This window comes from Klebsiella sp. CTHL.F3a (assembly GCF_019890895.1).
GTDB classification, from domain to species: Bacteria; Pseudomonadota; Gammaproteobacteria; order Enterobacterales; family Enterobacteriaceae; genus Klebsiella; species Klebsiella grimontii.
Map to the genome: position 1 here is coordinate 5283586 of NZ_CP082360.1, position 13552 is coordinate 5297137.

Sequence of the window (13552 nt, forward strand, 5' to 3'; positions counted from 1 at the left end):
GATCCAGATTTTTAAAGAGCAAATATCTCAAACGTCACCCGAAGATGAGTTTTGAGATATCGGTTGGTTGTGCCTTTCACTCACAGCCAGCAAGTGGCGTCCCCTAGGGGATTCGAACCCCTGTTGCCGCCGTGAAAGGGCGGAGTCCTAACCGCTAGACGAAGGGGACACGAGGTGTCACGACTTCGCAGCCGTCTTGCTTCTTTACATCTATCAGACAATCTGTGTGAGCACTACAAAGGCAGGTTCTTTAAGGTAAGGAGGTGATCCAACCGCAGGTTCCCCTACGGTTACCTTGTTACGACTTCACCCCAGTCATGAATCACAAAGTGGTAAGCGCCCTCCCGAAGGTTAAGCTACCTACTTCTTTTGCAACCCACTCCCATGGTGTGACGGGCGGTGTGTACAAGGCCCGGGAACGTATTCACCGTGGCATTCTGATCCACGATTACTAGCGATTCCGACTTCATGGAGTCGAGTTGCAGACTCCAATCCGGACTACGACATACTTTATGAGGTCCGCTTGCTCTCGCGAGGTCGCTTCTCTTTGTATATGCCATTGTAGCACGTGTGTAGCCCTACTCGTAAGGGCCATGATGACTTGACGTCATCCCCACCTTCCTCCAGTTTATCACTGGCAGTCTCCTTTGAGTTCCCGACCGAATCGCTGGCAACAAAGGATAAGGGTTGCGCTCGTTGCGGGACTTAACCCAACATTTCACAACACGAGCTGACGACAGCCATGCAGCACCTGTCTCAGAGTTCCCGAAGGCACCAAAGCATCTCTGCTAAGTTCTCTGGATGTCAAGAGTAGGTAAGGTTCTTCGCGTTGCATCGAATTAAACCACATGCTCCACCGCTTGTGCGGGCCCCCGTCAATTCATTTGAGTTTTAACCTTGCGGCCGTACTCCCCAGGCGGTCGACTTAACGCGTTAGCTCCGGAAGCCACTCCTCAAGGGAACAACCTCCAAGTCGACATCGTTTACAGCGTGGACTACCAGGGTATCTAATCCTGTTTGCTCCCCACGCTTTCGCACCTGAGCGTCAGTCTTTGTCCAGGGGGCCGCCTTCGCCACCGGTATTCCTCCAGATCTCTACGCATTTCACCGCTACACCTGGAATTCTACCCCCCTCTACAAGACTCCAGCCTGCCAGTTTCGAATGCAGTTCCCAGGTTGAGCCCGGGGATTTCACATCCGACTTGACAGACCGCCTGCGTGCGCTTTACGCCCAGTAATTCCGATTAACGCTTGCACCCTCCGTATTACCGCGGCTGCTGGCACGGAGTTAGCCGGTGCTTCTTCTGCGGGTAACGTCAATCGACAAGGTTATTAACCTTATCGCCTTCCTCCCCGCTGAAAGTACTTTACAACCCGAAGGCCTTCTTCATACACGCGGCATGGCTGCATCAGGCTTGCGCCCATTGTGCAATATTCCCCACTGCTGCCTCCCGTAGGAGTCTGGACCGTGTCTCAGTTCCAGTGTGGCTGGTCATCCTCTCAGACCAGCTAGGGATCGTCGCCTAGGTGAGCCGTTACCCCACCTACTAGCTAATCCCATCTGGGCACATCTGATGGCAAGAGGCCCGAAGGTCCCCCTCTTTGGTCTTGCGACGTTATGCGGTATTAGCTACCGTTTCCAGTAGTTATCCCCCTCCATCAGGCAGTTTCCCAGACATTACTCACCCGTCCGCCACTCGTCACCCGAGAGCAAGCTCTCTGTGCTACCGTTCGACTTGCATGTGTTAGGCCTGCCGCCAGCGTTCAATCTGAGCCATGATCAAACTCTTCAATTTAAGTTTGATGCTCGTGAATTAAACTTCGTAATGAATTACGTATGTTCACTCAGAGACTTGGTATTCATTTTTCGTCCGAGGACGTTAAGAATCCATGTCACTTTGAGTGCCCACACAGATTGTCTGATAAATTGTTAAAGAGCAGTGCAACGCGGCTTTCGCTCACCGTTGCGAGGTGGCGTATATTACGCTTTCCTCTTTCAGAGTCAACCCGTTATTTCAGGATTTTTTCTCTTCAACCGACCGGGTTGTTTGTGAAGTGATTCACATCTGCCGTGTCAGTGGGAGCGCATTATAGGGAGCTGCCGGGATATAGCAACCCTTAAAATACAAAAAACTTATCAAACGCTCATAATTTAAACTTCCCACGCCCCATCCACGCCAGAAAAAATGAGGAAAAGCCAGACGCCACGCGGGCTGTAGCGAATTCAGGCAAAAGCGACATTTTGCAAAAATCAACGTTATCCGCTTTACGTTTCCCCCTCTCTTACCGCGTCGTGACTTCAGATGATGAATTAAGCACCAGCCTTGACCCATGACAAAGCGGCTTGAGGGTGCCTATTTCTATAATCAGGCCCGTTTCTTCTTATTGGTATGAACCTATGGCTTATCAACTCAACATTAACTGGCCCGAGTTTTTAGAAAAGTACTGGCAAAAGCAGCCAGTCGTATTAAAGAAGGCTTTCGCGAATTTCGTCGATCCGATTACGCCGGATGAGCTGGCCGGGCTGGCCATGGAACCGGAAGTCGATAGTCGACTGGTGAGCCTCAAGAACGGTCAATGGCAGGCCAGCAACGGGCCGTTTGAACATTTTGATGGCCTGGGCGAAACCGGCTGGTCGCTACTGGCTCAGGCGGTAAACCACTGGCATATGCCCGCAGCTGAACTGGTGCGCCCCTTCCGCGTGCTGCCGGACTGGCGTTTGGACGATCTGATGATCTCCTTTTCCGTACCGGGCGGCGGCGTGGGCCCGCATATCGACCAGTACGACGTCTTTATTATTCAGGGCATGGGCAGCCGCCGCTGGCGCGTGGGCGATAAGCTACCGATGCGTCAGTTCTGCCCGCATCCCGCGCTGCTGCACGTCGACCCGTTCCCGCCCATTATTGATGAGGATCTGGAACCTGGCGACATCCTCTATATTCCACCGGGATTCCCGCATGACGGGATCACTCACGAAACGGCGCTGAATTACTCCGTCGGCTTCCGCGGGCCAAACGGCCGCGATTTGATCAGCAGCTTTGCCGATTACGCGCTGGAAAACGATCTCGGCGGCGAGCACTACAGCGATCCGGATTTAACCTGTCGCGAACACCCGGGACGGGTAGAAGAGTACGAACTGGAACGCCTGCGCGGCATGATGATCGAGATGATTAGCCAGCCAGAAGATTTCCGCCGCTGGTTTGGGCGCTTTGCCACCACGCCGCGCCACGAGCTGGATATTGCGCCCGCTGAACCGCCTTTTGAAGAAGAGGAGATTGTCGACGCGCTGATGGGCGGTGAAATGCTGACCCGCCTGAGCGGCCTGCGCGTACTGCACATCGGCGACAGCTTCTTTGTGAATAGCGAACAGCTGGAGCCAACCGACCCCGCGGCTCTGGATGCGCTGTGCCGCTATACCCTGCTGGGTAAAGAGGAGCTAGGCGAGGCAGCGCTGCGCAATCCGGCGTTTATCGCCGATCTGACCCGTTTGATTAACCAGGGCTACTGGTTCTTCGACGAATAGCACTTCATCATCGGTTCATATAAAGAAGGCGCGGAGCCCGCGCCTTCTTCTTTACTATCGCTACAGCATCATTTACCGAGCAGCGCCTCAAACTGCGGCTGGTAGTGCGGCGCGTTCCATGAACCATCAAACAGGGTGTAAGTAATATATCCTTTGTTGAGCCAGCCCGAGTCATTATCCCCTTCCGCCGGTTTCATCGCCTCCGGATTCATCGTCTGTTTGGCGGTCCCGTCCGCCAGAAGTTCATAACCAATCTGCGGCACAGGAAATTGTTCATTCTCAATATAATGAACGCCCTTAATTTCAGCCGACGCTAGCGGCGGATAGTTAATGCTCAACCCGACCCCCTTCGGCATAATCGGGCTTCCCGGTTTATGCGCGGCGTTAAGTTTATCCACCAGCGAGACGACATAATCCACCGAATCAGGCCAGTACTTATGCGTGCTCGGCCATTTGTTCTTCATCTCTTCTTCCGTGAATCGGTAGCCAATGCTGGCGGCAATCGCCGGGAAACCGTAGCGTACGGCGCGGGCCGCGGCGCTCACGGTGCCGGAGTTAACCTGCGCCATACCGGTATTGGGGCCATCGTTAACACCCGAAATCACCAGATCCGGCGGCGCGTCTTTCAGGACGCCCCACAGGCCAAAATCCAGCGCATCGGCGGGGGTTCCGGGGAAGCAATAGCGTTTGTCAGCGGCTTTTTTGACATCAAAAACTTTACCCGTCTTAAAAGTAATTGCCGATCCGATACCGCTCTGATTCGTTGCCGGTGCCACCATCCAGACGTCATACCCTTTGGCCGCCAGTTTTTCCTGTAGCGAAGTGGTCCCCACCGACTGGCAGCCATCATCGTTAACCAGCAGTATTTTCAGCGGTTTTTCAGCAGCCTGTACGCCAGCGGCAGATAACGCCAGAATGGCGGCAGTCAGGATTTTCGTTCTCATCATCACTCCTTGTTGGGTAGCAGAGGTATTTCTTAGGCGCAAAAAAAAACCTAAGACTCCTGCCGCACGCCTCATTGGCGGACAGGAGTCTTAGGTTTTGCCTGTGGTCAGTAACAATCCCAGAGTGTTGCGAAAATAACGCCAGAGCGTAAAAGAGTCCAGCCCAGACATCATTATTCTGTGATGGAGATCAATCCTCTAAAATTATTCAAGCCGAAAACCGCCAATTAATCTGAAAATTAAACTTAAGATACAACTCAATCAGCAAAATTACCTCCATGAAGACGATCACATTTATTGACATTAATAATAAATAGAGGGTGTCTTTTTTCATAATTAGTGCTAACGTCGCCCATGTTGGATTGTTACTGTTTAGAACAGGCGAAACCTACGTCATAGACGTTCGAGCGAACATAACCTTATTTATGCTTCGCGTCGAATATCTGACGTAGGTTTTTTTTTGCTTATAAAAAGACCATTCAGGTGGAGCGTTATATGAAGAAGTGGCTAATAGCATTAATGATGGCGGCAGGTGCGGCAACCTGCTCTGCGGCGGAAGTTAAAAACGATGACGGCGTGAATATCTATTTCGCCCGTCACGGTAAAACGCTGCTGAATACGTTTGACCGGGTGCAGGGTTGGGCGGACTCACCGCTTACCGAAGACGGCATTCGCGTCGCTCGTTATCTCGGCGAGGGGCTTAAAGGTATTCCGTTTGATAGCTTCTATTCCAGCGATGCCGGACGTCAGCGTGAAACCATGCAGGTGATCCTTAAGCAAGCCGGAGTAAGTAATTACAAACTTACCGAGTTAAGCGGCCTGCGAGAAGCCTTCTTCGGCGGTTTTGAAGGCGGCTATAACAAAGATATGGCCGACGCCGGCGCCAGACAGCTGGGGCTTAAAGACGGCGCTGCGCTGTTCAGCCAAATGAAAGCGGGCACCCTGGCCGTTGATACCAACCAGAACGCGCTGGCAGCGGCCGATCCCAAGGGCATGGCGGAAAACTATCAGCAGGTAAAAACCCGCACCCAGGCAGCGCTGCACACTATCGTTGAAAACGCGCAGGCCCGGGGCGATAAAAACGTGCTGGCGATTTCATCCGGTACCGCAATGCAGATCATGATCTCCGATTTAACCGACGATAACGCGAAAAACAAGCCGCTTGCCAATGCCGCGGTGGTGAAAATTGTTTATAAAGACGGCAAATATACCGTTCCAGAAATTGGCACCATGAAATATGTTGAAGCCGGAAAACAGGCTCTCGATAAAAAATAATACCCACGCTTAATTATTTATTACGGCAGACTTCAGGCGAAAACACCTCGCCTGGATCGCTGCGTCCCTACTCTGGGGTTTATTATGAAAATCAATACTACAACAGTCGCCATTATGCTGCTGGCTATTCCCGCCAGCGCCTGGTCAGCTTCGACCACTAACAGCCTGAAGGAGCGCGATAATATCGATACCGTGCTCGACGATCCATTATTTAGCCAGTCCCATATGAATTTGTCGTTTAAAAACTACTGGAAATATCTTAAGGAAGAAGAGACCGAGCCAAAGAAAGTCCATAATGCCTGGGGTCAGGGCGTCGCCGTCGATTATCAGTCCGGCTATTTTGCCGATATTATTGGCTTTGATGCCACTTACTACGGAGCGGTAAAGCTCGGCGCCAGCGATTATTTTAACTCCCGCGGCGTGCTTTATAACAACGGCAGCGGGAATAAAAAGAGCAACGCTGAAGGCTTTTCCAAATTTGGTCAACGCAACGTCAAGCTGCAGTATCGCCTGGCGGACACTCATCTGAACGCCCGCTGGGGCTGGCAGACGATGAAAAACTTTGGCGTCATCTCCAACTCGACCCGCCTCTCCCCGACCACCTATTTGGGCTGGACCGGCGCGGTGAACTACGGCCCCTTCACGCTGCGCGGCGCGTACATCGAAAGCGCGATGGATCGTAACTCGCCGGATAAGAAACGCTTCCAGACCAACAGCGGACAGTACATTAACCATATCGCCAGCGGCGATATTCTGTGGCAAAGCGAGCACCTGAACATGCAGTACGGCTATGGTGAAAGCGATAACTATCTGCGCCGCCATATTCTGTTTACCAATATTAAGCCGATAAAAGCGCTGAACATCGGTACTCAGGTCTACGCCACTCACGCGCTGGACGAGTATAAAGCGATGCCGGCGAATAAGCGTGACTTTGACGACGACGCCTGGCACATCGCCATGGATGTGAAGTGGCAGGCGGACAACTGGAGCACCAAGTGGGGTCTGGGCTATACCGATGCGAACAAGGCCAATGAAGTGGGCTTCTACCCGCGCCATATGAGTAAAAACTCGCGCGGGACCTTTATCTCAATGGCCTATGCCGGCAACGACTATATGCGCGACGGTGAACTGGTTCTCTCCAATATGTCGGACTATAACCTGACGCCGGAGCTGGCTATCGGTCTGGCCGGCAACATCGCCCAGTTTAACTACCGCGGCAACCACGTCCGTACGGGGGAAATTAACGCCTTCAGCCGCTGGGTGCCGACGCACCCAAGGCTGAAAAATCTCACCGTCTGGGCGATGTTCGGGCCGGGCTGGTCCTATAAGATGAATGGTAAAACGCCGGTGCTCACCGACGGCCATTACAGCCGGGCCAACTCGCTCTCTTCGGAAGTGATTATCGAATATAAATTTAACCTGTTCTGATTCGCCCGCCCCGCCGGTCATGGCGGGGCAACCCTTCCCGGCTACTTCTTCACCTCATTAAGCTCATCGTTATAGCTTTCCCGCGTCACGCAGACGCACAGGATGGTAATCAGCGCCATGCAGGCGAGAAACAGCGAGATGGGCCACGATGCGCCGCCGGACCACACCAGCAGCAAGGTACCGATCATCGGCGTTAAGCCGCCGACGATATTCGCCAGCTGGAAGCCGAGCGACACGCCGGTATAGCGCACGCTGGTGTCAAAAAGCTCCGAAAAGAAGGCCGGCTGAACGCTGAACATCATGCCCAGCCCCACGGAATAGCAGAAGGTGGTGGCGAACATAAACATCTTCACCGAGCCGGAGTCGATCATCCAGAACAGCGGGAAAGCAAAGATCAGCGTGATGGCGGCGCCGGCCAGATAGACCGGTCGGCGGCCAATTTTATCGGAAAGCCAGCCGAAGAACGGAAAGGTAAAAATGCCGACAAAGCTGGCCAGCAGCAGCCCGTTCAGCGCCGTTTCGCGGGTAAAGTTGAGTTCCCTTGTCACATAGGACATAAAGAACGCCACCGTCAGCCAGCCCAGAACAATCTCCCCCATGCGCATGCCCATCGCCAGGAACACCGCCTTACGGTGATGCTTGAGTACGGTGAGAATGGGAAACTTCTGCTCCGCCGCTTTCGGCGCGTTCTGCTGCTGTTTCTGATTCTCCTGGAACACCGGCGTCTCTTCGATCCTTGAGCGGATAAACATCCCGACGAACAGCAGCGCGATACTTAACAGGAAAGGCACGCGCCAGCCCCAGGACATCAGGTCATCCTCCGGCAGCATCACCACCAGCGCAAAAACGCCGGTGGCGATAAACAGGCCAAGCACGTTGCCCAACTGAACAAAGGTGCCGAAAAAGCCCCGGCGATGGCGCGGCGCATACTCGGTGATCAGCGTCGTCGCCCCGCCCCATTCGCCGCCGATGGCAAAGCCCTGGCAGAGGCGCAAAAAGATAAGTATCAACGGCGCGGCGTTGCCTATGGTGCCGTAGCTGGGGATTAAGCCTATGAAAAACGTCGAAATACCCATAATCATCAGCGACAGAACCAGCGATTTCTTGCGGCCGATCTTATCGCCATAGTGACCAAATACGATGGCCCCGATGGGCCGGCTGACGAAGGTAATCGACAGCGTCAGGAAGGATACCAGCAGCGCCATCAGCGGCGAGAGGTTAGGAAAAAACAGCGATGGAAACACCAGCGCGGCGGCGGTGCCGTAGATAAAAAAGTCATAGAACTCAATCGTTGTGCCAGAAAGACCGGAGCCCAGCACGGTGAGCAGCTTTCTTCTTTCATGGGTTTGTTGCGATGTTTGTTCGTCTTTTGCAGGGGTCATGGCGGGCAAGGTAAGCATAGTCATCATTAAATCCTCTGTCCTGAATCATTATTGTTAAGTCGGGCAGCGCCTGGTTAACAGCGGTGGCGAGGGAAAATCGCCGGCAAGCTAACTCGAATTAGCTAATTATAACAAGATACGGAGATTCACAACGTAAATGCTAAAAGAGTGTGACCAGGATCGGTTATATTTTGACACCGTCACCAGCGCCGCGAGGCAAATCGCTCAAAATAAAGCGTAAATAATTTATTAAATTCAATCAATTAAATATTAAACGCTGATTTACCGTCCCCGCTGCGCTTCCCGCCCGCTTTTCTGCCCGCCTTGATGCCGCCTCAGCAAGCGTTGCTGAACACCAGACCTGCCGTTTAAAATAAAGAGTTAAATATTAATAAGTTAATAATTGCACATTGATAGCCATCACAAATCCCCGGTAAAGAGTTTGTTCCTGTCTTTTTTTTGTCCTAATTTGCTAATTCGAGTTAGCCAAAGAAATTAGCCAAAAATAAAACGATTGATGCTGTGCTTACCCCGGCGCAGCACGCTCAACGATAACTAAGCGACCTATCCCCTACAGGAGAAATTCACATGTTGAATTTAACGTTACCCGCGGAAGCCGAACTTATTACCCCGCAGCCAGGCGAAGTGTTGATGGTGACCAATGCGGATCTCCGCGAACCGGCTAACGTCACCTGCTGGCCCACGCAGAAGCTGTTTGAACAGCGTCTGGAAACGGCGCTGGAAACATTAGGCTATCGCCTGCGCCGCGCCCATCCGGTCAACGAGCAGCGCGGCCACGGGTTTATCAGTAGCCAGAAAGAGGGTAGCGAGCTGTTCGCCGGGATCGATCCGGATGCGCCGATTATTGTCCTGCTTACCGCCTGGCAATACTCCCATCACCTTGCGCCTTCGCTGGTACATCATCGCGGCCCTATTTTGCTGCTCGCCAATTTTGACGGTACCTGGCCGGGCCTCGTCGGCATGCTCTGTATGGCAGGCTGCCTCACCAGCCTGGAGCGCAACTACTCGCGGCTGTGGTCGGAAACCTTCGCCGACGAGGCGTTTATTCGCGGCTTAGACACCTGGCTGCGCGACGGCCATCTCAGCCATAAGCTCGGCTATCTGCATCCGGTCGCGCCCAGCGCGCCGCTGCTGGCCAGCGAAGCCGGACAGATTGGCGTGAAGGTTGGGCAGTCGATCCTCAAACACAAGGCCATTGTCGGCCTGTTCGATACCTTCTGTATGGGGATGATCAACGGCGTGTTCCCGCAAAAAGCGATGATCGACGTAGGGATGCCGGTGGAGTCGCTGTCGCAATCGGCGCTGCTGGTTGAGATGAACAAGGTGCCGACCGCCCTGCGCGAAGCCTGTCTCGACTGGTATGAGACCCGCGGCATGCGCTTCCTGTTCGGCACCGACGGGGCGAAGGATCTGACCCGGGAGCAGGTGCTGGAACAGTGCGCGATGATGATCGCCATGGCGCGCTTCGTGAAGCGCTTCGGCCTGACGGCGGTGGGCGTGCAGTATCAGCAGGGGCTCAAAGACAGCTGCGCCGCCTCGGATTTTGCCGAAGGCGCCATCGGCAACGCGGAGCGTTTCCCGATCCCGGATGAGAACGGCGAGATCGTCTGTCCGGACGCGCCGATCCCCTGCATCAACGAAGTAGACATGGGTAGCGCCATCCCGCAGGTGATGCTGGCGAAGCTGCTCGGCGCGCTGGGGATGGCGAGCGAAACCACCCTTCACGATATCCGCTGGGGTAGCGAATACAACGGCACGTTCTACTGGGATCTGGAGATCTCCGGCGCGGTGCCGTTCGCCCATCTGAAGGGCGGGATCGCCGGGGCCACCGGCTATCGCCAGCCGGCGATGTTCTTCCCCTATGGCGGCTCGACCATCGCCGGTCAGGGCAAAGCCGGACGCTTTATCTGGGCGCGCGCGCACTACGAAGGCACTCAGGTGATCCTGCATATCGGCACCGGCACCGCCGTCGAACTGCCGCATGACGAATTCGAACGCCGCCGCCGGGCGACCAACTACGAGTGGCCATTACTCAACGCCGTTCTCGACGGGGTTTCGCGCGACGATTTGATGGCGGGCCACCAGAGCAACCATCTCAGTCTGGCTTATGTAGAAGAGGAGGTATTATCCGAAGTGCTGAACGCCTTTATTGCTCAGGCGCTGACGCAAAATATGAAAGTCTTTATCGCAGGCGATGCGCATTTATTAATGAAATAACAACTGATTCGCTTATGTAATTTTTACGTTGTTAGCGATCCTGGCAAACATCCGCTTCATTCGTCTCTTTATCACCCATAAAGAGCGGATTAACGCGCATCTGTCCGGGCGGGCCCTCCGCCTGCCCGGATAAGAGAGGATTATATGTATCAGCAGCAACATATTGAATTTATTATCCAGAAGGCAAAGAAACGGCTCGACCAGCAGGAGGCCCCCGGCTGCACCAAAGCGGGATGGCTGATGATCACCGCATTATTAATTGAGTCATGGGATATTTATTCCATGGCGTTTATTTTATTCGCCCTGAAAGATATTTATGAGCCCAGCAGCTGGCTGCTTGGTTTTACCGCCGCTGGCACCCAGCTTGGCGCGGTGGTCGGCGCGCTGCTCGGCGGCTGGCTGACCGATAAGCTCGGACGGCGTAAAATTTTCCTCTGGTCGATGATCCTGTTCGCGATCTTCGCCGTTCTTCAGGGCCTGGCGCCCAATATGTACTGGCTGGCGATTATTCGCTGCCTCGCCGGGATCCCGGTGGGCGCGGACGTGGCTAACGGCTTTACCTACATCATGGAGGTGATGCCGAAGGGCAAGCGCGAAGTGATGGCTAACCGCTGGCAGTTTATGTTCGCGCTGGGGATTATCGCCGCCATTCTGCTGGTCACCACGCTGGTGGCGCTTGATGTTCACCCGGATATGATCTGGCGCATCGTGCTGGCGGTCCCGGCGATCCCGGCCTGCCTGCTGCTGTTTATGCGTCGGGAGCTGCCGGAGACGCCGGCGTGGTTCGTCGAACGCGGCCGCTTTATCGAAGCGAAACAAGCCTCCCGTGACTATTACGGCGAACAGGATGGCCGTCTGCTGGACGACATTCTGCCCAACGAAAATGTCACCATCGCCGACCCGACGCTCAAAGAGACGCTGCACGATCTGTTCCGCCGTCCGTTTACCCGCCGCACCACCCTGTTCGGCTGGTTCTCCTGCGCCGTACAGTCGTTTGAAAACTACGCCTTCTCCTTCTTCCTGCCGCTGATCCTCGTGACCATCGGGATTTCCGGACAGATCCAGAATAACCTCGCCCTGCTGGCGGTGAACTGTATCGCCGCGCTCTCGGCGTTTGTCGGCCCGCTGCTGTTGCCGAAGCTCGGGCATAAGGGGCTGAGCAAATACGGCTTCCTGCTGGTCACCATCGGCATCTCAATTTCGGCGTGGGGCGTCTACAGCAGCAGCTTTGGTTTTATCATTTTTGGCGCGGCGCTGATGCTGTGGGGCCACTACTGGGATTCCGAAAGCGGCATGACGGTGATCTCGCTGGTGGCAAAACCGCGCTATCGCGGCGTGGCCTCCGGCATCGGCTACACCATCGTCAAGGTCACCGCCTTCGTCACCACCCTGGTCTTCCCGGCCCTGTTTGAAGCGGTCGGCGTACCGGTCGCCTCAATGATTATCGCGATCGCGCCGTTCTGCGCCTTCCTCGCCTCTATCTTCCTGCTGCCGGAAGTCTTCGGCCATGCGGTGGGCGACGAGAACGATCGAGAACATGACGCCAGCCCGGCAATCGCCCTGGAGGGGCATGAATCCCCGGCCTCCAAACATTAACCGCCCGGGCCGCAGGGGCGGCCCCCGCTGAACCCATAAAGGAAGGAATCACATGAACAGCACAAAAATGCCCGTAATTGAAAATATCGAACTGATGACCGCCCGCGTTCCGCTGCCGGAAGGCCCGTGGGGGGATCAGATTCACCACGTCACCGATATCGAAGTGGCGATTGTTGACGTCTACGGTTCTAACGGCCACGTCGGCACCGGCTTTAGCCACACTTCCGGCTGGTGCGGGAAAACCATCTCCGCGCTGATTGCCGAGATTATCCCGGACGTTATTGGCCAGCCGCTCTCCCCACGCGGCCTGTGGCATCGCTCGTATAAACACGTACACGACGTCGGCGGCGCGGGCGTCACCACCCATGCCCTGGCGGCGCTGGATATTGCCTACTGGGATCTGTTAGGTAAAACCCTCAATGCGCCGATTATCGACATTCTTGGCCGCGTGCGCGATCGCGTTCCGCTGTACGGCAGCGGCATCAACCTGCATCTGTCCATTGAGGAAGTGATTGACCAGGTCAAACGCTGGAAAAGCACCGGCTACCTGGCGGCGAAAGTGAAAGTGGGCAAACCGACGCTGGAAGAGGACGTAGAGCGGCTGCGTAAGATTCAGGAGGCGGTGCCGGGCTTCCCGCTGGCGGTGGACGCCAACCAGGGCTGGAACTTCCCGCAGGCGCTGCGCGCATTCAAGCTGTTCGAGCCGCTTAACCTGCTGTGGATTGAGGAGCCGCTGCCCTCCGACGATATCGCCGGCCACCTGCGGCTGCGCGAACGCAGCGCCACGCCTATCGCGCTGGGAGAAAACGTCTATAACTTAAACCAGTTTACGCAGTACATCGAGAGCGGCAGCGCGGATTATATCCAGGCGGATCTCGGCCGCGTCGGCGGGATCACCGGCTATCTGGATATCGCCGCCGTCGCCCGCGCGCACAACCTGCCAATGACGCCGCATTTTGTCATGGAGCTCAGCGCCAGCCTGCTGGCAACGGTGCCGAATATCTCATACGCCGAGATGACCGACGGCGGGCGCTGGAAAGATCTGCGCATCATCGCCGAAGCGGGCGAAGAGGTGGACGGCTACTACGTACCGAGCGAACGGCCGGGCCACGGCATTATTCTCGATCGTGATTACCTCGCAACCCACAAAATCTAACCACGCAGTG

General features: G+C 55.0%; 8 protein-coding genes, 1 tRNA gene and 1 rRNA gene. 6 read left to right on the forward strand and 4 right to left on the reverse strand.

Annotated elements, in window-relative coordinates:
- Window positions 1-94: 94 nt before the first annotated feature.
- Window positions 95-169: transfer RNA gene (locus K7H21_RS24740), tRNA-Glu, on the reverse strand.
- A gap of 87 nt (window positions 170-256) precedes the next feature.
- Window positions 257-1796 (reverse strand): 16S ribosomal RNA (locus K7H21_RS24745).
- 602 nt (window positions 1797-2398) lie between these two features.
- Between K7H21_RS24745 and K7H21_RS24750 the strand changes: the two genes are divergently transcribed.
- Window positions 2399-3523: a ribosomal protein uL16 3-hydroxylase gene (locus K7H21_RS24750; protein WP_004128415.1), complete on the forward strand. Its 1125-nt coding sequence runs from the start codon at window positions 2399-2401 to the stop codon at window positions 3521-3523.
- A gap of 68 nt (window positions 3524-3591) precedes the next feature.
- Here the strand turns inward: K7H21_RS24750 and surE are convergent, their stop codons facing one another.
- Window positions 3592-4467, reverse strand: a complete 876-nt coding sequence (surE, locus tag K7H21_RS24755) for a 5'/3'-nucleotidase SurE (RefSeq protein ID WP_223035912.1) — start codon at window positions 4465-4467, stop codon at window positions 3592-3594.
- A 495-nt stretch (window positions 4468-4962) separates the two neighbouring features.
- Between surE and K7H21_RS24760 the strand changes: the two genes are divergently transcribed.
- Window positions 4963-5742: a histidine phosphatase family protein gene (locus tag K7H21_RS24760; protein ID WP_004128409.1), complete on the forward strand. Its 780-nt coding sequence runs from the start codon at window positions 4963-4965 to the stop codon at window positions 5740-5742.
- 84 nt (window positions 5743-5826) lie between these two features.
- Complete coding sequence (locus K7H21_RS24765) at window positions 5827-7170, forward strand: OprD family outer membrane porin (RefSeq protein ID WP_049113967.1); 1344 nt, start codon at window positions 5827-5829, stop codon at window positions 7168-7170.
- 41 nt (window positions 7171-7211) lie between these two features.
- Here K7H21_RS24765 and K7H21_RS24770 read toward each other — a convergent pair whose 3' ends face one another.
- Complete coding sequence (locus tag K7H21_RS24770; RefSeq protein WP_462442480.1) at window positions 7212-8579, reverse strand: MFS transporter; 1368 nt, start codon at window positions 8577-8579, stop codon at window positions 7212-7214.
- Between the two features lie 561 nt (window positions 8580-9140).
- Between K7H21_RS24770 and K7H21_RS24775 the strand changes: the two genes are divergently transcribed.
- The 3 genes from K7H21_RS24775 (at window position 9141) to K7H21_RS24785 (ending at window position 13542) form a co-directional block, all read left to right on the forward strand.
- Window positions 9141-10790 carry a signal transduction protein gene (locus tag K7H21_RS24775; protein ID WP_142983848.1) on the forward strand — a complete coding sequence of 550 codons (1650 nt, stop codon included), beginning with the start codon at window positions 9141-9143 and terminating at the stop codon, window positions 10788-10790.
- 144 nt (window positions 10791-10934) lie between these two features.
- Complete coding sequence (locus K7H21_RS24780; protein WP_004117633.1) at window positions 10935-12386, forward strand: MFS transporter; 1452 nt, start codon at window positions 10935-10937, stop codon at window positions 12384-12386.
- 52 nt (window positions 12387-12438) lie between these two features.
- On the forward strand, window positions 12439-13542 hold the full coding sequence (locus tag K7H21_RS24785) for a mandelate racemase/muconate lactonizing enzyme family protein (protein ID WP_004108723.1): 1104 nt from the start codon (window positions 12439-12441) through the stop codon (window positions 13540-13542).
- The last annotated feature ends 10 nt before the right edge of the window (window positions 13543-13552 follow it).

Bases quoted from the DNA above. Each gene is read 5' to 3' on its own strand.
- K7H21_RS24760 (WP_004128409.1), top strand. From the start codon at position 4,963: ATGAAGAAGTGGCTAATAGCATTAATGATGGCGGCAGGTGCGGCAACC.
- K7H21_RS24765 (WP_049113967.1), top strand. From the start codon at position 5,827: ATGAAAATCAATACTACAACAGTCGCCATTATGCTGCTGGCTATTCCC.
- K7H21_RS24785 (WP_004108723.1), top strand. From the start codon at position 12,439: ATGAACAGCACAAAAATGCCCGTAATTGAAAATATCGAACTGATGACC.
- surE (WP_223035912.1), bottom strand. From the start codon at position 4,467: ATGAGAACGAAAATCCTGACTGCCGCCATTCTGGCGTTATCTGCCGCT.
- K7H21_RS24750 (WP_004128415.1), top strand. From the start codon at position 2,399: ATGGCTTATCAACTCAACATTAACTGGCCCGAGTTTTTAGAAAAGTAC.
- K7H21_RS24775 (WP_142983848.1), top strand. From the start codon at position 9,141: ATGTTGAATTTAACGTTACCCGCGGAAGCCGAACTTATTACCCCGCAG.
- K7H21_RS24780 (WP_004117633.1), top strand. From the start codon at position 10,935: ATGTATCAGCAGCAACATATTGAATTTATTATCCAGAAGGCAAAGAAA.
- K7H21_RS24770 (WP_462442480.1), bottom strand. From the start codon at position 8,579: ATGATGACTATGCTTACCTTGCCCGCCATGACCCCTGCAAAAGACGAA.